The 22,677-nt window shown below is 64.4% G+C and carries 16 protein-coding genes and 3 pseudogenes; 6 read left to right on the forward strand and 13 right to left on the reverse strand.

Annotated features, from left to right (window positions below):
- Positions 1–5 precede the first annotated feature (5 nt).
- Positions 6–3,479 (reverse strand): DUF2126 domain-containing protein, encoded by a 3,474-nt coding sequence (locus BXE_RS33285; RefSeq protein ID WP_011492523.1) that lies wholly within the window; start codon positions 3,477–3,479, stop codon positions 6–8.
- A gap of 323 nt (positions 3,480–3,802) precedes the next feature.
- On the opposite strand from BXE_RS33285, the pseudogene BXE_RS33290 reads away from it, so the two are divergent.
- Both BXE_RS33290 and BXE_RS33295 read left to right on the forward strand, forming a co-directional pair.
- Positions 3,803–4,867, forward strand: a pseudogene (locus BXE_RS33290) (putative zinc-binding metallopeptidase); the annotation flags it as partial.
- A gap of 601 nt (positions 4,868–5,468) precedes the next feature.
- Positions 5,469–7,328: an adhesin gene (locus BXE_RS33295; protein WP_040124478.1), complete on the forward strand. Its 1,860-nt coding sequence runs from the start codon at positions 5,469–5,471 to the stop codon at positions 7,326–7,328.
- 91 nt (positions 7,329–7,419) lie between these two features.
- Here BXE_RS33295 and BXE_RS33300 read toward each other — a convergent pair whose 3' ends face one another.
- The 3 genes from BXE_RS33300 to BXE_RS33310 form a co-directional block, all read right to left on the reverse strand.
- Entirely contained in the window at positions 7,420–8,682 is a 1,263-nt protein-coding gene (locus BXE_RS33300; RefSeq protein WP_011492526.1) for a DUF3443 domain-containing protein, read from the reverse strand.
- A gap of 11 nt (positions 8,683–8,693) precedes the next feature.
- Entirely contained in the window at positions 8,694–9,143 is a 450-nt protein-coding gene (locus tag BXE_RS33305; protein ID WP_011492527.1) for a DUF2844 domain-containing protein, read from the reverse strand.
- Positions 9,144–9,742: 599 nt separating this feature from the next.
- The gene (locus BXE_RS33310) at positions 9,743–10,165 is read right to left on the reverse strand and encodes a phasin family protein (protein ID WP_007178010.1); all 423 of its coding nucleotides are present in this window, start codon (positions 10,163–10,165) and stop codon (positions 9,743–9,745) included.
- A gap of 853 nt (positions 10,166–11,018) precedes the next feature.
- Here BXE_RS33310 and BXE_RS33315 point away from each other — a divergent pair.
- Positions 11,019–11,786, forward strand: a complete 768-nt coding sequence (locus BXE_RS33315; protein WP_011492530.1) for a DUF4410 domain-containing protein — start codon at positions 11,019–11,021, stop codon at positions 11,784–11,786.
- 85 nt (positions 11,787–11,871) lie between these two features.
- On the opposite strand, the gene BXE_RS33320 is transcribed toward BXE_RS33315, so the two are convergent.
- Together BXE_RS33320 and BXE_RS33325 are read right to left on the reverse strand one after the other, a co-directional pair.
- Entirely contained in the window at positions 11,872–12,549 is a 678-nt protein-coding gene (locus tag BXE_RS33320) for a dihydrofolate reductase family protein (RefSeq protein ID WP_011492531.1), read from the reverse strand.
- 199 nt (positions 12,550–12,748) lie between these two features.
- Complete coding sequence (locus BXE_RS33325) at positions 12,749–13,846, reverse strand: NADH:flavin oxidoreductase/NADH oxidase (RefSeq protein ID WP_011492532.1); 1,098 nt, start codon at positions 13,844–13,846, stop codon at positions 12,749–12,751.
- 88 nt (positions 13,847–13,934) lie between these two features.
- On the opposite strand from BXE_RS33325, the gene BXE_RS33330 reads away from it, so the two are divergent.
- Positions 13,935–14,264, forward strand: coding sequence for an ArsR/SmtB family transcription factor (locus BXE_RS33330; RefSeq protein ID WP_011492533.1), 330 nt, complete (start codon positions 13,935–13,937; stop codon positions 14,262–14,264).
- A gap of 150 nt (positions 14,265–14,414) precedes the next feature.
- On the opposite strand, the gene BXE_RS33335 is transcribed toward BXE_RS33330, so the two are convergent.
- On the reverse strand, positions 14,415–14,846 hold the full coding sequence (locus BXE_RS33335; RefSeq protein WP_011492534.1) for a response regulator: 432 nt from the start codon (positions 14,844–14,846) through the stop codon (positions 14,415–14,417).
- A 94-nt stretch (positions 14,847–14,940) separates the two neighbouring features.
- Positions 14,941–15,546: pseudogene (locus tag BXE_RS33340) on the reverse strand (MFS transporter); the annotation flags it as partial.
- Between BXE_RS33340 and BXE_RS33345 the strand changes: the two are divergent.
- Positions 15,526–15,789: pseudogene (locus tag BXE_RS33345) on the forward strand (hypothetical protein); the annotation flags it as partial. The pseudogenes BXE_RS33340 and BXE_RS33345 overlap by 21 nt on opposite strands.
- Positions 15,790–15,912: 123 nt before the next feature.
- On the opposite strand, the gene BXE_RS33350 reads toward BXE_RS33345, so the two are convergent.
- Both BXE_RS33350 and BXE_RS44745 read right to left on the reverse strand, forming a co-directional pair.
- Complete coding sequence (locus tag BXE_RS33350) at positions 15,913–16,221, reverse strand: DUF4148 domain-containing protein (protein ID WP_011492535.1); 309 nt, start codon at positions 16,219–16,221, stop codon at positions 15,913–15,915.
- 209 nt (positions 16,222–16,430) lie between these two features.
- Positions 16,431–16,649, reverse strand: a complete 219-nt coding sequence (locus BXE_RS44745; protein WP_081435614.1) for a hypothetical protein — start codon at positions 16,647–16,649, stop codon at positions 16,431–16,433.
- 233 nt (positions 16,650–16,882) lie between these two features.
- Between BXE_RS44745 and BXE_RS33355 the strand changes: the two genes are divergently transcribed.
- The gene (locus BXE_RS33355; RefSeq protein ID WP_011492536.1) at positions 16,883–17,155 is read left to right on the forward strand and encodes a DUF4148 domain-containing protein; all 273 of its coding nucleotides are present in this window, start codon (positions 16,883–16,885) and stop codon (positions 17,153–17,155) included.
- 83 nt (positions 17,156–17,238) lie between these two features.
- Here BXE_RS33355 and BXE_RS33360 read toward each other — a convergent pair whose 3' ends face one another.
- Genes BXE_RS33360 through BXE_RS33370 form a run of 3 tightly spaced genes read right to left on the reverse strand, consistent with a single transcriptional unit; the run spans position 17,239 to position 22,624 of the window.
- Positions 17,239–18,684, reverse strand: coding sequence for a heavy metal sensor histidine kinase (locus BXE_RS33360; RefSeq protein ID WP_011492537.1), 1,446 nt, complete (start codon positions 18,682–18,684; stop codon positions 17,239–17,241).
- Positions 18,681–19,361, reverse strand: coding sequence for a heavy metal response regulator transcription factor IrlR (gene irlR, locus BXE_RS33365; RefSeq protein WP_011492538.1), 681 nt, complete (start codon positions 19,359–19,361; stop codon positions 18,681–18,683). Before irlR ends, BXE_RS33360 begins: the two co-directional genes overlap by 4 nt.
- Before the next feature lie 11 nt (positions 19,362–19,372).
- Complete coding sequence (locus tag BXE_RS33370; protein ID WP_011492539.1) at positions 19,373–22,624, reverse strand: efflux RND transporter permease subunit; 3,252 nt, start codon at positions 22,622–22,624, stop codon at positions 19,373–19,375.
- Between the last annotated feature and the right edge of the window lie 53 nt (positions 22,625–22,677).

A 22,677-nucleotide genomic window follows, 5' to 3' on the forward strand; every position in this document is an offset into this window, starting at 1 on the left:
TGGTTTTACCAGTAGCGCAGATCCAGTGTGAAAGGAAACTCCAGACTGCGCTGCGGCGCATCGACCTTGAGCGGCCCCGGCGTATGTCCCGACGCGAAGAAGCGCGCGCGCCGCCGGCTTTCCGCCTCATAGGCGTTGATCGGGAAGGTCTGGTAATTGCGCCCGCCCGGATGAGCGACATGATACTGGCATCCGCCCACCGAGCGGCTACTCCATGTATCGACCAGATCGAAAGTGAGCGGCGCGTCCACGCCGATGGTCGGATGCAGCGCCGACGGCTGCGACCACGCGCGAAACCGCACGCCGGCCACATACTCGCTGACGCGGCCGGTCGGCTGCAACGGCACGGGCACACCGTTGACGGTCAGCACATGGCGGTTGTCGTTCAGGCCCAGCGCGCGCACTTCGAGCCGCTCCACCGACGAATCCACGTAACGCACCGTGCCGCCCGCCGAGCCCTCCTCGCCCATCACGTGCCACGGTTCGAGCGCGTTGCGGATCGTCAGCGAGACGCCGTTCACCGTGGTCTCGCCGACCAGCGGGAAGCGGAATTCGAAGTGCGGCGCGAACCAGTTGCTGTCGAAGGCGAAGCCCGCGCGGTTCAGCTCGTCGAGCACGTCGTCGAAATCCATCTTCACGAAGGTGCCGAGCAGGAAGCGGTCGTGCAGCTCCGTACCCCAGCGCGTGAGCCGCTGCGTGTACGGCGTGTGCCAGAAGCGCGCCACCAGCGCACGCAGCAACAGTTGCTGCGCGAGACTCATGCGCGCGTGCGGCGGCATTTCGAAGCCACGCAATTCCAGCAGGCCGAGCCGGCCGGTCGGGCCGTCCGGCGAATAGAGCTTGTCGATGCAGAACTCGGCGCGGTGCGTGTTGCCCGTCACGTCGATCAGGATGTTGCGCAGCGACCGGTCGATCATCCACGCCGGCAGGCTCGCGCTTTCGCGGCCGCCGAGCATGTCGATCTGCCGCTGCAATTCGCGGAACGCCACTTCGAGCTCGTAGACCTGGTCGTTGCGCGCTTCATCGACCCGCGGCGCCTGGCTGGTCGGCCCGATGAACAGCCCGGAAAACAGATACGACAGCGACGGATGGTTGTGCCAGTAGGCGATCAGGCTCGCCAGCAGATCGGGACGGCGCAGGAACGGACTGTCGGCGGGCGTCGCGCCGCCGAGCACGAAGTGATTGCCGCCGCCGGTTCCGGTGTGGCGGCCGTCTGTCATGAACTTCTCGCTGCTGAGATAGCTTTCCGCCGCCGACTGGTACAGATACTCCGTGTGGTCGACCAGCTGATCCCAGTTTGCCGCGGGATGGATGTTCACCTCGATCACACCGGGGTCCGGCGTGACCTGCAGCATTTTCAGGCGCGCGTCGCGCGGCGGCGGATAACCTTCGAGCACCACCTGCATGCGCAACTCGGCGGCCGTCGCTTCGACGGCGGCGAGCAGGTCCAGATAGTCGTCGAGCTCGGTGAGCGGCGGCATGAACACATGCAGCAGCGTGCGGCCGCTGCCGAACGCCTCCGTTTCGGCCTTCGGACCGGCCGCGCGCTTCGGGTCGCGCGCTTCGACGCAAATCGCCGTGCGAATGGTTTCCTTCGACGACTGCCCGCGCGCCGGCGCCGCCTGATCGCCGGGCTGACCTGCATAGCCCACCACCCCGCCACTGGGCATCCCGCTCAGCAAGTCCGCCGCCGAAGACGACAGCGCCGCCGCGCGCCGCGCATCGGCGGGGCTCATGCCGGGCTGCTGGCCGTCGTATTGCATGCGCAACTGCGCGGCCGAACGCAGCGGCACGGGCGGTGCGAACGGATCGTGCGCGTGCTGATACGGATAGTCGGTCTTCGACACCCACGGCAGCGAATCGAGCGGCAGGCGGTAACCCATCGGCGAATCGCCGGGAATCAGGAACATGCGCTCGTCGCGGAAAAACCAGCGGCCGCTGACCCACTTCGGCGCTTCGTGCGGCACGTCGCGTTCGCGCGCCAGCGGCAGCACGTAGCCGGTCGCGCCGCCCAGCCCCGCGTCGAACACGCGGCGCAGACGCACGCGCTCCAGTTCGTCGTCGAGGCGTGCGTCGAGCGGATCGACGTTGACCGGCAAACGGCGCTCGCGCCACAGGTAGTACCAGACGTCTTCGAAACCGGGCTGGATGCAGTCCGTGTCGAGCGCCAGCCTGGCCGCGAGATGCGCGAGGAAGCGTCGCGCGTCGGCCGCCGTGTAGGTGCCGGGCTCGCGCTCGTCCGCGAACAGCGCCGGGTTGTGCCAGCAGGGCTCGCCGTCGGCGCGCCAGTACAGCGACATCGCCCAGCGCGGCAATTGCTCGCCCGGATACCACTTGCCCTGGCCGATATGCAGGAAACCGGTCGCGCCGTAACGCGCGCGCAGTTTCTCCATCAGCGCGACCGCGTAGCCGCGCTTGGTCGGACCGAGCGCGTCGGTGTTCCATTCGGCGGCGTCGCGATCGCGCACCGACACGAAGGTCGGCTCGCCGCCCATCGTCAGACGCACGTCCATGTCAGCGAGTTTCTGATCGACCCGAGCGCCCATGTTCAGCACGTCGGCCCACACCGCTTCGCTGTACGGCCTGGTGACGCGCGGCGTCTCCAGCACCCGTTCGATCGACATGGTGTGTTCGAACTCGACCTCGGACTCGTCGACGGCGCCGGAGATCGGCGCCGCGCTGCCCGGCTCGGGCGTGCAGGCGACGGGGATATGCCCTTCGCCCGCCAGCAGCCCGGAGGTCGGATCGAGGCCGATCCAGCCCGCGCCCGGCAGATAGACCTCGCACCACGCGTGCAGGTCGGTGAAGTCAACCTCGGTGCCGCTTGGGCCGTCGATGGATTTGACGTCGGGCGCGAGTTGCAGCAGATAGCCGGACACGAAGCGCGCCGCCAGCCCCAGTTGCCGCAAGGTCTCGACCAGCAGCCAGCCCGAATCGCGGCACGAGCCCGCCGCGCTCACGAGCGTTTCCTCGGGCGTCTGCACGCCCGGCTCCATGCGGATCAGGTAGCGGATCTCACGTTGCAGCCGCTGATTCAGCGCGACGAGAAAGTCGGCGGTGGCGGCCGGCGTGCGGTCGATACTCGCGACGAACTCGGCGAAGCGCGGCGTCATGGGCCGCTTGACGAGGTACGGCGCGAGTTCCAGCGCGAGGCCGGGCGAATAGTCGAATGGGAATTGCTCGGCCGAGGGCTCGAGAAAGAAGTCGAACGGATTGTAGACGGCCATTTCGGCGATCAGATCCACCGTCACCTTGAATTCGCGCGTCTTCTCGGGAAAGACGAGCCGTGCCTGATAGTTGGCGAACGCGTCCTGCTGCCAGTTGATGAAGTGTTCAGCCGGCTCGACCCGCATCGAATACGCGAGGATCGGGGTGCGGCAATGCGGCGCAGGCCTGAGACGCACGACCTGGGGCGACAGTGAAACCAGCCTGTCGTAGCGGTAATGTGTGACATGATGCAACGCGACGCGTATGGACACACCGGACTCCTGGACGAAGGATGGCAGCCCGCCAAAAAGCAAGCTTCATGCCGTTTATTGAAGAAGCGCGGAAAACCGTGTGAAGCGCCCGTACCGCCCGGATCATCGCGTGCCGTGAAGTTTGCCGCGTCTGGGCTGCGGTCCGGTTGGCCGAACAGAGCGCCCTTCCCCGGCCATTTCCGTGGCCGCGCACCAAAGCGGCGCAAAGCTCATGCACGATCATGCACGTAATGTGCGTTAAACCAGTGACGTCTGGCAAATGCGGCACGAAGATTGCGGCACTGTTCGCCCATGTTTGCCATTCCACCTCCCAGGCTCGACCGATGAAAACCTTCCATTGCAATCATTGCTCGCACCTTGTGTTCTACGAAAACGTCCGTTGCGAACGTTGCGAGTCATTGCTCGGCTATGTGCCTGAACTGGCGGAAATCAGCGCGTTCGAAGACGCCGGCGAAGGACGCTGGCGCAGCCTGCATCCGGGCGCCGGAGGCGCGCTGTTCCGCCAATGCCATAACTACGCCGTCGAGAACGTCTGCAACTGGATGATCCCTGCCGAGTCGCCGGACGTGCTGTGCCGCGCCTGCCAGCTGACCCTGACCATTCCGAATCTGAGCGCGCCGGACAACCGGCTCTACTGGTACCGGCTGGAGATGGCCAAACGGCGCCTGCTGTACACCCTCGCCGAACTCGGCCTCGACGTGAAGTCGCGCCAGGCCGATCCAGAGCATGGCCTCGCCTTCGAATTCCTGGAAGACGGCGGCGACGGTTCGCGCGTCATGACGGGCCACGATAATGGCCTCATCACGCTGAATATCGCCGAGGCGGACGACGCCTACCGCGAAAAAGTGCGTACCGCGATGGGCGAGCCCTACCGCACCTTGCTCGGCCACTTCCGGCACGAGACCGGGCACTACTACTTCAGCCAGCTGGTGGAAAACAACCCGCGCTGGCTGGAGCCGTTCCGCAAACTGTTCGGCGACGAACGCGCCGACTACGGCGAGGCGCTGAAGGCCTACTATCGGGACGGCGCGCCGGCGGACTGGCAGGCGTCGTTCATCAGCGCGTATGCCACGATGCATCCCTGGGAAGATTGGGCCGAGACGTGGGCGCACTACATGCTGATCGTCGACGTGCTGGATACCTCGACCTCGTACGGCGTTGCGCTGCTGCCCGACGACCCCAGCGAGCCGACGCTGACCGATCGCACGCCCGTTGAAGACGCCAGCTTCGAAAATCTGATGAAGCGCTGGTTTCCGCTCACCTACGCATTGAACAGCCTGAACCGGAGTCTCGGCATGCCGGACGGTTATCCGTTCACGCTCGCCGCGCCGGTAGTGGAGAAGCTGCGCTTCGTGCATCGCGTAATCGAGGCGGCTGGCGACAAATCCATGCCGCGCGAAGCGGCGACGCCGCCAGGGCAGGCCGCCGCGGCGCAAGGTGGGGCGCAACCGGCCGCGGTTGAGGCTTCAACGGCTACGCCGCAACCGGTGGACGCGCCGCCGCTGCAGCCTGTGGCACAGCCGGCAGCCCAAGTTGTGCCTTCTCAGGTTCCGCCACTACCGGCGGACGCGCCACCGCCGCGGCCCTCGGCGCAGCCGGCAGCCCCGGCCAAGGCCACCCAGGCCCCGCCACCACCGCTGCAACCGGTGGCAGCCGAACCCCCTCCGCAGCCGGCGCCGGCCGTCGTCCCGACAGCCCCGCCCAAGCGGGCCACGCGGCGGCGCTGAGCGCTGTCTCGCATCGCGATCGGTCTCAAAAGCCTTTCTCAAAATAAGACTCTTCCTAGATGCAGCCCGGTCGAATTCTCTGACAATCGGATTCCGTTGGCGGCACACGCAGCATGTGGCAATCGCCCCGGTCGGCCCGACGCGTTGTTTGCCACGTGTCGCACCCCGCCGAGGGCGTCACGCGTGCCCGCCGCCCGCCTTCCTGTCATTGAACACAACGCGCATGCGCAACGACGCACGCCGTTCACCCCCGACCCTAGCGATGAGCACAGATTTCTCCCTCGATCGATTCGAATCCCAGATCCAGTCCCGTGACTACGACGCCGCCCACGAGGAGTTCTGCGCGCTGCTCAGAACGCTGTCCGAAAAGCGCGGCACGCTCGGCAGCGAGCGCTTTGCCCGCAGCAGTCCGAACTCGCCCGCCGACGAAGCGTCGCTGCGTACCTTGCAGCGCATCGCCGACGGCTTCACGGCGCTGTTTTCGGCACCCGAGTACACGCTTGCCGCGGAAAAGATGAACATCATGTTCTGGGGGCGGCCGTGGATCAACATGATCTTCGCCGTGACGTCGTACGGATCGACCGATCACATCGTACGCACGCTCCTCGACACCGCGCGGCAGAGCAACGACGCCGCCACGCGCGACGCACTCACCCGCAAGCAACTCGTGCTCTACACGTCGGGCTCGCAATACGATATCGACTTCGCCGACCTTCACCGGTGCGACCCGGTGCTCGCGACAAGCCTCGGTATTTCGATCGTCAGCGCGGCCGTGCATATCTCGCCCGCCGCGCACGCGAAACGCGAACGGCTGCTCGCCTGGCTGCCGGGCGCACTGGACGCCATCGAAGACCTCGACGACCTGCCGACCGCCGCCGTGTGCGGCGCCTACATGCATTGCAGCTATTCGATCTCGCCCGAGCGGCACGCGATCAAGCGCAGCATCAACAAGCTGGTTCGCAGGAAGCTGGATACGCTCGGCCTGCTCGACCATGAGGCCGATGCCGCACGCCCGCCGGCCGTCCGGCGCGAGCCGGGCCGCAAGCCGGTGATGCTCGTGGTCCTCGAATGGTTCACGGGCGGCCACTCGATCTATCGCACGCATTCACGCACCATGCTCGCCGCGCGCCGCCATTTCGAAGTCGTCGCGTTCGGCGAGGCGCAGCACGTGGACGAAACCGGGCGCGCGATTTTCGACCGTTTCGTCGAATTCGAGCATCCGGAATACATCGGCGACTGCATTCGCCAGATCCAGCAATTCGCCACGCGCGAGCAGCCCGAGGTGCTCTATATGCCGAGCGTCGGCATGTTCTCGCACACGATCTTTCTGTCGAACCTGCGCGTCGCGCCGTTGCAGATCGCAGGCCTCGGCCATCCCGCTACGATGCACGCGGCGCATATGGACTATGTAAGCGTGGAAGAAGATTTCGTCGGCGACCCGGCGTGCTTCAGCGAAAAAATGCTGCGTTTGCCGAAGGACGGCCAACCGTACGTGCCGTCGAAACTGCTCACCGGGATCGTGCCTTCCGTTCCCGCGCGCGGCGACGTCGTCAACATTGGTGTGACCGCGAGTGCGATGAAGATCAATCCGCACTTTCTCGAAACCTGCAAGGCGATCGTTCATACCGCTCGCGTGCCGGTCAAATTCCACTTCATGACATGCTGGAGCGAAAGCATCGATCTGGCGTATGTCAGAAAGTCGATCCACGCGACGTTGCCGGAACCGAGCGTGGACGTGTACGGCTCGCTCGACTATCCGACGTATCTGAAGGTGCTCAACACGATGGACATGTTCGTGAGCCCGTTCCCGTTCGGCAACACCAACGGTATCGTCGATTCGTTCACGATGGGCCTGCCCGGCGTCAATCTGTGCGGACGGGAAGTGTTCGAGCATATCGACAGCGGCCTCTTCGAACGCGCCGGTCTGCCGTCATGGCTGACCGCCCATTCGACCGGCGAGTACGTGCGCGCCGCTGCGCGCCTCGCCGAACAGCACGACGAGCGCGAAGCGCTGCGCCGGCACCTGATCGACTCAAAAGCAGTCGAGCGCATCTTCACGGGACGCCCCGAAGCGTTCGGCGAAGCCGTGTTGGCGGCGCTGAATGGTCTCGACAACAACTAGAAAGCTATCCTGCATCGACTGGCGGGCCGCGACGGAACACTTTCCGGCGCGGCCCGTTTCACATCCGGCGAGGCCGAATCAATACGCGAATTCAATACGCGACGTAAGGCCCTGTGCCGCCGGGCGTCGGCTGCTGTTCGACGGCGGCGTACACGTTGCGGCCGTAGAAGAACGGCAGCCCCCAATCGAAGATCGTCGACTTGACGAACGCCGGTCCCGCCAGCAGCGGCAGCGCCGAGTTGCCGATATATGTCTGCGCAATCGCCGTGGCGTTGCCCACGCTGAAATTCACCGCGCTCGTGGTCCCGTTCATGCCTTCGATCATCGCGCTCAATTGCTCGGTCGAGGCCGGGCAGTAGTACGAATTGTTCGGGCTCGCGCATACCGGCAACGCGCTGGTCTGGAAGAACAGGCCGGTCGAGCCGCTGTCCAGAATACTGCGCGAATACGTGATGCCGTTCTGCACGGTCGTGAAGGTCCCGTTCGACGGACTCACGCCGATCACCTGCGCGCCGCCCAGCGTATTGTTGGTCTGCGTGCCGATGCCAAACACCAGTTGCCCGCTGACCGACTGCGCCGCACCCGACACCGTCGGCAAGCTCAGCATCGAGCCGTTGTTGTCAGTGGCGAAATACGGAATCGGATTGGCGACCTGGAGTTCTTCGGCGAGCGGAATCGACGTGCACGTCGCGCCGTTGCAACCGTAATACGTGCCGGCCAGCGCCTGCTGCACGCAGTTCGCGCCGCAGTCGTGCTTGAACACGCCGATACCGAGAATGCCGTTGGCCTGCAACGTGGCCGGCGTGTTGCGCGATGCGCCGAAGCTTGCGCAATCGGCCGGCAGCGACGCGTAGTTCGGATCGATCACCTGGATCGGCAGCGAAGCGGCTTTTTCGCCGGCGATCTGCAGATCGGCGAGCTTCACCGCGCCCCACGTGTAGCCGTCGAAGAACTGCATGCATTCGGCGACCGGATTGCCCGAGGCGTCTTTCTGTTGCGGCAGCGTCATCGCGGCGGGCAACTGGGAGGCAAACAGGCGCACGCCCCACGATCCGGTATCGACCAGCACGTGGTCGATGGTCTGGCACTGGCTCGTACCCGGCGCGCAAATCGTGATGCTGACGAACGGCATGTTCGGCACGTTGCTCACGCCGGAGTCGACCGTCACGCGCACCGCGTTCGCGGCCAGCACCTGCGATGACGGCGAGGTGTTGATCACGGTGGGACCGGCCGGGTTCGAACCGGCAGAGCTGGCCGTGCCGCCGGAGCCGCCGCCCCCGCCGCCGCAGGCTCCGACGAGCAACGCAAGCAGCGCCGCGCACAACAGGGTTTTGAACGAAGACGTATCACGCATGATCCGCTCCGTTATTGAATGACGCCGGCATCGACGCCCGCAGGCACCGCTTGCGGCAGATACGCATGACCGGCGAACGCACGCAGATGCCCGCCCGAGTAGACCACCAGATCACTGTTGGAAACCGCGAGCGGCGTACCGCAGCGCGTCGCGGTGGCGGCGACGTAGGTGTCGAACGAACTCCCCAGCATGGATTTCAGATCCGGCAGCGTCGGGCCTTCCCAGGCGACGCCGAACACCATGCCGTCATGCGCGACATACTCGCGCACCTGCGTGCCGGAAGGCAGCGTCATCAGGTGGACCGAATACGCGCTTTGCGTAGTGGCCGTATGCGCCACCGCGCGCAACCGGGACTGATCGCTGTCGACGGTGCTGACGTTCTGGCCGAGCGTCGCGTGCGCGGCAAACGACAGCGCGCAGCCGGCCCCGAGCATTGCGCGAGCAATGCGGGAATAGAGCATCGGTTTCAAGAGAATTCCTTCGAGGTGAAACGCTCATGGCCACGCGTCGAGCCGGCCACGAACGGAAAACTAGGGGCGCGCCTCGCCGGTGGTACCGGTGCGGCATTCACGCGGGATAAGCTGCGTGAATGCGTCTACGGAGTGGCGGCGCGAAACTTTAGGGATCGCGGCGACGCGCTGCAATCGTTTGCCGAACGATTTAAACCTTTGCGCCACGCGGTGACGTTTAAGCGCGTTTGATTTTTCGGGACCAGATCGCCGATGGGCGCCGCTTGAGAGTGTCTTTTCGCGCCGCTGCCCGTTTAAAGCGAACGACGGTGCAACTTGCCGTGGCGCCGCGCATAAAAAATTTCATCCGCGTGGCATTACGGGATCGATGTAAGCGAACACTGAAAAGATCGCGTCACACCACCGTTTTCCTCTGACGATACGACACGTCGAAAGGCTGTTCGTATGAACGGAAAATGGTGGCGCAAGCGCCATTCACAGCACAAAAAAATGCCGCGGATGACCCGAAGGTCAGCCGCGGCATTGGTTGTTCGAACGTAACGCGTCCGGCTCGATTCGAAAGATTCCAGCGAATCGACGCGCCGGGCCCGCTACTTTTTCTGCTGCAAGAGCGACTTAAGCTCCTGGACGTTTTCTTCTACGCGTTTTGCGATCACCGCATACGATTCGGCTTGTGTCTGATAGGCCGCTTGCGCCAGCTGTTGCATATCGGCCAGCGACTTGTGCAGGCTCTGCTGGATCAACTCGGCGGCTTTGCCCGAAGGCGCGGCGCCACCGGCCGATAGCTGGCCCGTTAGTGACTGCAATTCGCTCAGGGTCGAGCGCAACATATCAGCCTGCTTCTGCGCGAGCGACTGCATTCCCTGGAAGGCTGTCTGATTCGCCTGAACCAGTGCTTCCATGTCCTTGCGTCGCGCTTCCATGATGGCGGGTACGTCGAAGCCGGGGAGCTTGAACTGCTCCAGCATTTTGGTGAAATCGCCAAACGGATTGGCGGCGTCAGGTCGGTCCATGCGAAATCCTCCTTAACGGTTGAGTACCCACCGGCCGTGCATTGCCGCGTTGTGTTTCCGTGACGCATGCAGCGGCGGCTTCGCGTGCGCCGCGCGTTCCGCAGAGGCTACGGGTTCTGGGGTCGGACGGCACATCGCTCAATCATGCGCCATCCGGAAACAATGCGCCAGCGGACACACCCTGGCTCGTGCCGCGCAGCATGAGCGGCACTTGCGGCACTTGCGGCGCGCGCGAGCCGCGCGGCAATTCCCACTCTCGCCTGCGACTGGAAGCGCTCCCGCCGGCGCGCCGCGCGGGCATTCGGCATGCTGCGTTGGCTGTCCCACATTGGCGCTTCACTGCCCCCTGTTCATCTTCCGTCAGGTGATTAGGATATGAGCACTGCAACACTGGTGTCCTCGTGAAGAATGCGCTATCCGCTGAACATGGCAGTCGCCGCCGTCCTGCTGATTTTCGTCCTTGGCTGCATCATCAAGCTCGCCCTGAGTTGATGTCGATAAACAGGGCGCCGCGAGCGTCCTTGCACGCCTTCATGCCGCTTGCCGGCGCGCTCGATCCTTACCCACATCGTCATTTTTTCTGACACGCCCCGATCACATTCGCGGCGGATGAGAGCCGCGCGCGACGCCGCTTTCCGTCGTGACACAGGACGAAATAATTGTTGAATGGAGTTCGGCAAGCGACTTGCCCATACTTCGTTTCGCTGCCGGTGCGTACGAAACAGAACGCATGAGATCAAGAGTGCTTCACGTGCGAGACGTTTCGCCGATGATCGACGATCCTACGGTTGCCCGATCATCGGCGGAACCGTTCGGCCATACCGGCACCGCGTGTGCCGACGACAGGATCAACATGTTGACTTCAGTGAAATTCCTCAAACAGAATGCCGCCCGTTTTGCCTGCATGGCGCTGGTCTGCGCGAGCGCGCTGCGGAGCGGCTGCGCCAGCGGCCGCATCGAGAATGCAAGCGCGACGAGCGCGCCGCTCCAGGTGCGGCCGGACAACATTTATGTCTACACGTTCAGCGCCAGTGCGGACCAGGTCAAACTGGACGGCGGCATGATGCAGAAAGTGAAGACGCAGCTCGAAGGTTCGTCCGCGGCGCAGAAGCAAGCCGCCGACGCCGCCGCAGTCCGCGAGCAGGTCGCCGATGAAATCGTGCATCAATTGCAATCGATGGGGCTGCGCGCCATCCGCTCGGACATTCCCGCGCCCGCCGATCAGAACGTGCTGCTCGTGCAAGGCAGCTTCGATACGATCGACTCGGGCAACCGCCGCCGCCGCATGCTGATCGGCCTCGGCGCCGGGAAGAGCGAGGTGAGCGGCTCGGTGCGGATTCTGTACAAGCCCGCGGGCGGCGCACCGCGACTGGTGCAAACGTTCAACGCCAGCGCGGACAGCGGCAAGGCGCCCGGCATGGTCGAAACGGCGGGCGTGGGCGCCGCGGCCGGCAGTGTCGCGACTTCGGCGGCGGCGGGCGGCGGCTTGCACGCCGTATCCGAAACTCAGCGCGCGGGTGTTTCAGCGGATGCGAAGCGCCTCGCCGACGCGGTGGCGAGGCAGATTGGAGAGATCGGCGTAAGCGGCGGCTGGCTCTCGACGCAGCACAGCCACGGTTGATGACAAGTCATCGGCGTGAACCGAAAAGAACATCAACGGCGCGAGCGCGGCAACTGAACTCCGAAGGAGCTTTGCCGCGTCGCTTTCAAGCCTTCGTATAGCGCAGCCACACTGCATCGTGGTCCGTTTTTTCAACGGACGTGAGCTTCAGATACGCCGGCGCTTGCCACTTCTCCATCGCCACTTCGAACGAGGAAGGGTGTTCACTGCGGCCGTCCACCAGCGGCAGGATCAGCACGCTCACTTCGTCCACGAGGCCGGCGTTGACGAACGCGCCGCTCACGTGCGAGCCGCCCTCCACGATCAGCTTCTTCACGCCGAGTTCGCGCGCCAGCGTTTGCACTACCTTGTCGAGATCGATTCCGGTCTTGCCGCCGAACACGTATGACACACCAATCGATTGCAGGTAAGCGAGGTAATCGTCGGCAACCTGCTCGGTCAGTACTTCGATTACGTGCGATTTGAGCGCCGTGTTGCTCTTCCATGCCACGCGCCCTTGCGGATCGATCGAAATCGCATATTGATCCGCGTTGCGCTCGACGAAATGATCGGTGCGAGGCACCGCGCCACTGGCGAGCCCTGCCGGATAGTCCTTGCCGTGCGAAATCTCCTGCATGGTCACCCGTCCGCAGATCCAGCCGTCGGCTTCGAAGGTGGCGGCGGTGGTTTCGTACAGGTCCGACGCATAGTCGAGGTGCCAGCCGTCAGTCAGACTGCGGCCGTCGAGCGAGGACATCATGTGAGCGACGATATAGGGTTTCATGCGTGAAGCCTCCGTGTTCGGGTCAATGAGAAGACCTTGCAGCAAGTGGCGTTCCGCCAGTCCGCCGAACGCGATCGATCGTGGCACCGCTCAAAGGCAGCTGCGACACGATGCCCCGAAAATGCCGCCCGCCCCGGCGGATCAACCCGCGGCGCACGGCACATCGGCAAACACAAAAGCAGAAGCGTGAAGCCGAACCTCAAGCCACGGCGTAACGTTCGAGCCAATGCGCGTAAGGCGCCGGCAACGTCCACGACGGACGCTCGATACCGAGCTTTTTCGCGGCATAGTACGGCCAGTGCGGATTGGCCAGATGCGCGCGGCCGACCATCACCAGATCCAGCTGCTCGCTCTTCACCGCCCCGTCCGCCAGTTCCGGCGTATCGATGCCCCATGCCGACGAAACCGGGATGCCGGCCTCGCGGCGCACGCGCTGGGCGATCGGCGCGAGAAACGCCGGCGCCCACGGAATCGCCGCCGTCGGCGTGGAGAAGCCCACGCTGACGCTCAGCATGTCCAGCCCTTCGCGCTTGAAATTCTTTGCCAGCTCGATCGATTCAACGAGGGTTTGCTCATCGCGGCCGTCGTACTCGATCACGCCGAAACGCGCCGTCAGCGGCAGATGCTCCGGCCACACCTTGCGTACCGCCGCCAGCGTTTCGAGCAGGAAGCGGCTGCGGTTTTCGAGACTGCCGCCGTACGCGTCGTCACGCTGGTTCGAGTGCGTCGAGAAGAAACTCTGGCCGAGATAGCCATGCGCAAAGTGCAGTTCGAGCCATTCGAAGCCCGCGTCACGCGCGCGCTTCGCGGCGGCAACGAAGTCTTCGCGAACCCGTGCGATGTCGTCGAGCGTCATGGCTTTCGGCACTTTGGGCAGATTGGCGCCGAACGCGATGGCTGACGGCGCGATGGTTGGCCAGCCGCGGCTGTCGTCGGCGGCAATGTGATCGTCGCCTTCCCACGGACGGTTGGCGCTGGCCTTGCGGCCCGCGTGGCCGATCTGGATGCCCGGCACCGCGCCGGCCGCCTTGATCGACGCAACGACCGGCGCGAAAGCCTGAGCCTGCTCGTCGGTCCAGATGCCGGCGCAGCCTGGCGTGATACGGCCTTCTGGCGACACGGCCGTCGCCTCGACGATCACCAGCCCCGCGCCGCCGCGAGCCAGTGCGGCCAGGTGCACGCTATGCCAGTCGTTGATCAGGCCTTCTTCGGCGGAGTACTGGCACATGGGCGGAACGGCGATCCGGTTGCGCAGGGAAACGTCTTTGAGCTTGTAGGGCTGGAACAATGCGGACATCGGGCGAAACTCCTTTTAGGCCTACTTGTACGATAGTTCGATAAACATCGAATAACGCAGTATCGCAGAAACCTTTATCATTTGCAGGATGCGCACTTATAACCACCCCGCCGCTGAGGATTTCACGCTCGGACGGCTCTTCCATGCCCTGAGCGACCCGGTCCGCCTGGAGATCGTCCGCCGGCTGGCGTCGGTCGAGGAAGCCACTTGCGGCGATCTGGACGGCGGCCGCCCGAAGTCGAGCGTATCGCATCACTTCCGGATCCTGCGCGAGGCCGGCCTCGTGCGCACGCGCGTGGCCGGCACCGTGCATCAGAATTCGCTGCGGCGCGCGGAACTGGACGCCCGCTTTCCGGGCCTGATGGACGCGATTCTCAAGCAGATCGTCGCGGAACCGGCGCTGCACGAGCCGGCTTGAGGTCTTCGGACTGGCCCGTTGTCGTTGACGCGGGTTCCGGCGCGGCGCGAGCCGGCCAGCGTCAAGCCGGCGCACGCATCGCCGCAGGCCACGGCGGCGCGAATCATGGCGGCGCGCTCGTGCGCGCCTATTCCCCGGCGAAGGGCACCGCTATTCGCGCCAGAACTTGCGCATCAGCGCGAGCAGCGCGGTCGGCGGAGTGCCCTTTTGACAATAGCCGTCGAAATTGTGACGTGCTCTGCCCGTTTCCCTGACGTGATCCTCATCGAGCGACGTGAAGGCGACAATGCCGAGACTGTGCGTCGGCAGATAGCTGCGCAGCGCGCTCGCGGTTTCATAGCCGTCGCGCTCCGGCATCATGATGTCCAGCACCACCACGTCCGGCACCCAGTCGCGCACGCAGCGCAGCGCCTCTTCGCAGCCATTGACGGCGCGAGCGTCCACGCCTTCGTAGGAGAGATAGGTGGCGAGCGCTTCCGCGGCGCCGACGTTGTCGTCCACGACGAGGACGCGCGGCATTTCGTGCAATATCCGGATTTCGCGGGCGCTCCACCGCTGGCAGGTAGTCGGAGTTCGAGGCATAGGTAGCAGCTTGCGATAAGAACACCAGCGCTCAGCAAGCCCCGTACCATCAACAGGTGCGCTCGAGGAACGTCACCGGGAGCGGATACCGGCGTCAGGACGCCGCGGACGGCGCGTCGACCAGACCTCGCGCCGCGTTGCCGTCGGCGGCGCAGGCGTGCCTGAGCGATGCCCCGAAACCCCGCCACAGCACCAGCGAACCGGTCGACACCGCGCCGAGCGCGATGAACGCCGCGGGATAGCCGAAGCGGTGCGCGAGAATGCCGCCCAAAGCCGGACTCAACGCGGCGCCGGCGCCCTGCACGGTCATCACGATACCCTGCCCCACGTTCACGCGTCCGCTGCCTTCCAGCAACCTGACCACCAGCGCAGGCACGGCGACGCTCTGCAATCCCGCGCCGATGCCGTCGAGCGCCTGCACCGGCCACACGCCCCACGCATGTATCACCGACGCGGCGATCAGCCCGCGCGTCGGCAGTGCGAGGAAGGTCAGCAGGATCACCCACCAGTAGCCGCGCCAGCGGATCAGCCGGCTCGCCAGCATTGCGGCCACCACCATCACGAGTTGCGCGATCACGATGGTCTGCGCGGTGAACGCGCCCGGTTCACCCGGATGGGCCGCGACGATGGCCAGCCCGTAAGGCGGTAGCATGGCCGAGTTGCCGAGGTGGAACAGGCCGAGCACGGCCATGAGCACGAGGGCAAACCAATGGACGTGCAAGGCGAAGTCGTCATGCCGCTCCACGGGCCCAAGGGGGAATTGCGCGGCGCCTTGCTGGAAGACGGCACCTCGTTGCGCGTGCCGTCGCATGCCGCAGCCGAACTCGCCGCGTATCTGACGCCGGGCGTGCATGTACGGGCATGGGGACGCGGCGTGAAGAACAAGGCCGGCTGTACGGTGGATGTTCACGACATCGCCGAACCGGTCGACGAGGCTGTCTAGTCGGGCACGCCGCTGAAAACGGCGTGCTGTTCAGGATGACTGCGATCCCGGCGTAAACAAGCGCGGGTTCGCAGCTTCACGCACCATGCGTCGCGTGTCACATCACGCATCACGCATCACACATCACGGATGGTTGTACATCGCATTCCAGTCCGCCTTGGACACCGACGGATGACCCGCATCCGACGACCCGCCAGGCGCACCGCCGAAACCCGACGCGGCATGACGTGCCGCCACCTTGGCTTCGGCAGCCTGAATATCGGCCGGATAGGTCGGATCTTCGCCGCGTGCCGGGCTATAACCCGCCTGCTCCAGTTCGACCAGTTCGGCGCGCACTTGCGCACGCGTGAGAGGCTGATTCGATTGAGCGAACACGGCAACCGGCGCTGCAAGAGCAGCGGCAACCACAACGGCTTGAATAAGGGACTTCATGATGACTCTACCTCCAGATTTTGCTTTGTCCTGCTACGAACAACCCTGTTCGTAACTCGGTAATGACAGTCTAGAAAGGTAGGCCCTTGAGAATAAGTACCGCACGTGGGGAGGATTGTTGCCGAATGTGGGTAAACCGCTGACGGGCCACCTGCAACGCAACGACAACGAACGGTGCATTCGCCGGAGAGCTGGACGCGCATGCCGCGCTATCGACGCGGAAAAACACACAGATGCGTCTTCACATACAAATTCGGATTGCCGCAACGATGGCCCGCGTAATCCACCTGCTCGCCCGGCGCGAGGTCCACTAGAGGCGCCGCTGGTGTCGGGCTCGACGTACTGGCAGGCGCCGACGGCTTGCTGCCCGGACCCGCACATCCGGCGAGACACGCAGCAACGATAGCCGCGAGAGAAGATTTCAGCATGAATGCGCGCATGTGTCGCCGCCCGGTCGTTCGTGGATGGAGAAGTCATCCTGCTCCACGAAAGCCGCTGTCAACCTCACGCCGAAATGACAAAAATCTCATGCAGGTTGCCGCTCCCCAAGGCCGTCGGACCTGACATTTTTCTCATACTGCGGTCACGACGGCACACCGCCTGCGAACCATACTGGGCTCATGAATCGCCGACCGGCGGTCATTACGAAGGAGCGCTTAACATGAATGCTGCCAAACTCATCTCACTGTCCGTCGTCGCGCTGACGATGATCGCTTCGGCCTCGCAGATTGCGCAGGCGCAAGGCAAGTCCCGCGCGCAGGTGAATCAGGAACTCGTTCAAGCCCAGCACGACGGCGTGATCCCACACAGCAAGACGCAATACCCGCCCAGTGCCGACCGGATTGCCCGCAACAAGGAACTGCACGCCATTACGTGGCATGCCGGCGAAACGGCTCCGCCGCTCGATCACCATGACAGCCTCGCGGCCCGCTAACGGCACGCGCCGCCGGGAGCGACACGCCCGGCGGCCTATGTGTCTGCGTCTGGTGCCGGCGAACGGTTGGTGAACGCGGCGCTTCAGTCTTTGCGTACGGCGCCGCGGGTCATGGGCGTGCCTGCGCCGTTAGCCGGGCAATCGCGCCGCGGAAACCGCAGCCAGAAGCGGGTGCACACGTGAGGCCGGCTTTCGCATCCGCAATGCCCGGCGTGAATGTTCATGATCGACTTCACGATGGCGAGGCCAAGCCCCGTGCCCGATGCCGAGCATTGCCGCGATGGGTCGACGCGATAAAACCGCTCGAATATGCGCTTGAGATGGTGAGCCTCGATTCCCGGCCCCGAATCCGACACGGTCAGTGTGGTTGAATTCGGCTCTTCCTTGCAGTCGATCGTGATGGTGCTGCCCTTCGGCGCCTGCACGAGCGCATTCGAAAGCAGATTGCTGAGCGCGCGCTGAAAGAGAAGCAAGTCGGCCTGCACCGTACCGTGCCCCGTGACCTCGATCCTGACCTGCGCGTCTTCGGCCATCGGCTCGTAATAGCCGGCAACGCGTTCGGCCTCCGCCGCTGCGTCGAGCGAACGCAAGGACAAGGCCGCGTCGGCCTGCTCCGAGCGCGCGAGGAACAGCATGTCTTCGATCATTCGCGACAGTCGCTGATATTCGTCCACGCTCGATTCGATCACGTCGCGATAGTCCTCCGCGGTTCGCGGCTGCGACAGCGCGACCTGCGCAGCGGCAAGCAGATTGGTCAGCGGCGTGCGCATGTCGTGCGCAAGATTGGAGGAGAACTGGCTCAGCCGGGTGAACGATTCGTCGAGCCGCGCGAGCATGCCGTTAAAGGCGTGCTCCAGTTCCTTCAATTCGCCCGTCGCGTCGAGTTCGGGCAACGGCTGCGCAAGGCGGCTGGTGGACATCGCCTCTGCCTGGGCCGCCAGCCGGCGCAGCGGGAGCAGGCCCAGCGTGGCAATGCCGTAGGCAAACGCGGCGGCGAGAATCACGCCGAACACTTCGATGATGACCGCCGTATAGGCCTGCGCCCGCAACAGCACCCGGTCGTTGGTTCCGTCGTACTGAATGGCGGCTCGCACCGAGCGCCCGCTCGCGTCATCGAGCGGCACGAGCGCGACGAGGTATCGAAGATTCGAGCCGGCGCGCGTGAGATTCGTCGGCACCCGGCTCGCGGGGGCGGCGAGAATCGGCTCGTAGGACTGGAAGCCGGGCGTACCCAGCAGGCGTTGGCCGGCTGCATCGTAGACGGCGAGCGCCATGTTCTGATGCCCATGCAGCAGGTCGATCCACGTTTGCGCGTCGCTGACGATATCTTCGGTGTTCCGGCTCCCGGCCAGATGCGTCTGCAGCGTGGCCAACGTGCCGGACATGAGATCGGTCGAAGCGGACTCGAGGCGGCTTCGCAGCGCCTCATGCAGCGCGAGGCCGCTCAACGCGAGGATGGCCGACGTCGACAGAATGATCAGGACGGTCAGCCTCGCCTGCAGCGTTCGTGGGACCGCGTCTTTTATCAATTGCCGCCACTCCTGACTTCCAGCACATATCCCATGCCTCTCACCGTGTGAATGAGCTTGGGTTCGTAGGCGTCGTCGACCTTGGAGCGCAGCCTCCTGATTGCCGAATCCACGACGTTCGTATCGCTGTTGAAGTTCATGTCCCACACCTGCGACGCAATCGTGGCGCGCGGCAGGATTTCCCCTTCCTTGCGCATGAGCAGCCACAACAGCGTGAACTCCTTGGCGGTCAGCAGGATCACGTCGCCCTGGCGGGTCGCTTTGCGCCGCGTCAGATCCAGTTCGAGATCGGCGACTTTCAGCGACATGGTTTCACGCGGCTTGCCGCGCCTGAGGATCGACCTGACGCGTGCGACCAGTTCGACAAAGTCGAACGGCTTCGCAAGGTAGTCGTCGGCGCCGAGCTCCAGTCCTCTGACGCGGTCGCCCACGTCGTCGCGCGCGGTGAGAAACAGCACGGGCGTGGAGCGCGTGCGGCGGAGATTGTGCAGCAGCGTCCAGCCGTCCTGGCCCGGCAGCATCACGTCGAGGATCAGCAGATCGTAGTCTTCCGTTTCCGCCTGGTGCTGACCCGTGACGCCGTCTTCGGCCCAATCCACGACGTATCCCGCCTCCGAGAGGCCTTTGCGAAGATAGGCGCCGGTCTTCGGCTCGTCTTCCACTAACAGAATCCGCATGCAAACTACCTCTAGAAAAAGCCGGGCCAGCGCAGTATCCGACCCGGCGAAGCTTTCGCCAGCCGGCCCGCGGCAACGGCACGCCACGATGAAGCATGAGCGGCCCGATAAAGCACGGGTAAAACCAGCAATGTCAGCGCCGTGGACGACAGGATCCCGCCAATCACCACCGTGGCCAGCGGGCGCTGCACTTCCGAGCCGGTGCCGGTTGCGAATGCCATTGGCAGAAACCCGAGCGACGCCACCAGCGCTGTCATCAGCACCGGCCGCAGCCGCGTCACGGCGCCTTCGCGAACGGCCGCGTCCAGCTCCATGCCTTCTTCCCGCAGATTTCTGATGAAGGAAATCATGACGAGCCCGTTCAGCACCGCGACGCCCGAGAGCGCGATGAAACCGACGGCCGCGGTAATGGAAAGCGGAATGTCCCTCAACCAGAGCGACAGCACGCCGCCGCTCAATGCAAATGGAATGCCAGTGAATACCAGCAGGCCATCCTTAGCATTATTAAACATGATGAAGAGCAGGACAAACACCATGAAGAGCGACAGCGGCACCACCAGCTTGAGGCGCTCGCTCGCGCTTTGCAACTGCTCGAACTGTCCGCCCCACGACAACCAGTAACCCGGCGGCACCTGCACGTCCTGACGTATCCGCTCGCGCGCGTCCGCCACAAAGGAACCGACGTCGCGCCCGCGGACATTCGCGCTCACGACGACGCGCCGCTTGCCGTCTTCCCGGCTGATCTGGTTCGGCCCCGGCGCGACCTCGACCGTGGCCAGCTCGGCGAGCGGCACGTACGGCGCCTGAGCGACGGGCATGCCGCCGCTGCCCGCCGCAGCGAGCGGTGAAGCGAGCGGTGAGGCAAGCGGCAAAGCCAACGGCAACGCAATCGGCAGCCGCTTGATCGCTTCGATATCCGAGCGAAGCTCATCCGGCAGGCGCACCACGATATCGAAGCGCCGGTCGCCCTGGAACAGCGTGCCGGCTTTCTGCCCGCCCACCGCGGCCGCGACCGTGTCCTGAAGATCGCCCACCGTCACGCCGTAGCGCGCCAGTTTGTCGCGGTCCACGTTGATGGTGAGAACCGGCAAGCCGGAGGTTTGCTCCATCTTCACTTCGGCGGCGCCCGGCACCTTCTGCAACGCCGCTGCGATTTTCTCGCCCGTGCCGTTGAGCACGGCCATGTCGTCGCCAAAGAGTTTCACCGCCACGTCGCTGCGCACGCCGGAGATCAATTCGTTGAAGCGGAGTTGAATGGGTTGGGAGAATTCGTACGTATTCCCTGGCAACTCGGCCAGCACCGCTTCCATTTCCTCCACGAGCTTCTCGCGCGGCTTGTTCCGCTCCGGCCACTGGTCCGTCGGCTTGAGCATGATGTAGCCGTCGGAGAGGTTGGGCGGCATCGGATCCGCCGCGATTTCCGCCGTGCCCGTGCGCGCAAACACGCGCTCGATTTCAGGAAAGCGCTGCTTCAACGTTGTCTCGATGGACTTCTGCATGTCCACCGACTGCGAGAGACTCGTGCCCGGAATGCGCAGTGCGGCGACGGCCAGATCTCCCTCGTTCAGACTCGGCACGAACTCGCTGCCGAGGCGCGCCGCCAGCCCCGTGCTCAACGTGACGATCACCGCCGCGCCGAGAAACACGCGTTTCGGGCGCGTCATGAAGGTGGCCAGCAACGGCTCGTAGAGCCGTCTCGCGCAGCCCATCAAGCGGTTTTCCTTTTCCTCGACGCGCTTGCCGATAAACAGCGCGATGGCAGCCGGAATGAAGGTGACTGTCAACAGCATCGCGGCGGCCAGCGCCATCACGACGGTGATCGCCATCGGGTGAAACATTTTCGCTTCGACGCCCGTGAGCGCGAAGATCGGCAGGTAGACCACCATGATGATCAGTTGACCGAATATCAGTGCGCGCCTCGCTTCCTGCGACGCGCCGAACACCTCGGCGAAACGCTCCTCGCGGCTCAGCGGCCGGCCGGCGAGCGCCTGCGCATGAGCGAGCCGCCTGACGCAATTTTCGACGATCACCACCGCGCCGTCGACGATGATGCCGAAGTCCAGCGCGCCCAGACTCATGAGGTTGGCGCTCACCTTCGCGTTGACCATGCCGGTAAACGTCATCAGCATGGACAGCGGAATGACGAGCGCCGTGATCAGCGCCGCACGCATGTTGCCGAGAAAAAGAAAGAGCACCGCGACCACCAGCACCGCGCCTTCGAGCAGATTCTTCTTCACCGTCTGCACGGCTTTTTCAACCAGAACCGTGCGGTCGTACACGGGAACCGCGCGCACGCCGGGAGGCAGTGTGCGATTCACCTCGTCCATCCTGACGGAGACAGCCTTGGCCACCGTGCGGCTGTTTTCTCCCATCAGCATGAACACGGTGCCGAGCACCACCTCCTCGCCGTTCGAGGTCGCGGCGCCCGTGCGCAGTTCACGGCCGATATCCACCTGCCCAATATCCTTGATGCGCACCGGCACGCCGCTCACGTTGGTCAGCACGATATTGGAGATATCGTCGGCCGAGCGAGCCTGGCCGGGCACCCGCACGAGATACTGTTCGCCGCGTTTTTCGATGTAGCCGGCGCCGACATTGTCGTTGTTGCGCTCGAGCGCGCGCACCACGTCCGCCAGCGTCAAGCCGTGGGACATGAGCTTGGCGGGATTCGGCGCGACCCGGAACTCCTTCACGAAACCGCCGATGGAATTCACCTCGGTCACCCCCGGCACGTTGCGAAGCTGAGGCTTGACGACCCAGTCCTGAAGTTCGCGCAGATCCACCGGCGTGTAGCGGGTTCCGTCCGGCTTGACGGCTGACGCGTCGGCTTCGACCGTCCACAGGTAAATCTCGCCAAGACCCGTGGAAGTCGGGCCCATTGCCGGCGTGGCGCCGGGCGGCAGCCTGTCTTTGGCTTCCTGAATCCTTTCGTTGACGAGCTGGCGTGCGAAGTAGATGTCGGTGCCGTCCTTGAAGATCACCGTGACCTGGGACAAGCCGTAGCGCGAGATGGAACGCGTCTGCGCCAGATCGGGAAGGCCGGCCATCGCCGTTTCCACCGGGTATGTGATGCGTTGCTCGGCTTCGAGCGGCGAATAGCCCGGCGCGGACGTATTGATCTGAACCTGGACATTGGTGATGTCGGGCACGGCGTCGATGGGCAGCTTCTGATAGCTGGTCACGCCCACGGCCGCAACCGCGGCAATCGCCAGCATGACTAGCCAGCGGTGCGCGATGGCGAAGCGTATCAGAGTCTCGAACATGGAAATGGTCCTTGGAAACCGGCTAAATCGAAACCGGGGAATGCAGCCTGCCT

It is taken from the genome of Paraburkholderia xenovorans LB400 (genome assembly GCF_000013645.1).
GTDB classification, from domain to species: domain Bacteria; phylum Pseudomonadota; class Gammaproteobacteria; order Burkholderiales; family Burkholderiaceae; genus Paraburkholderia; species Paraburkholderia xenovorans.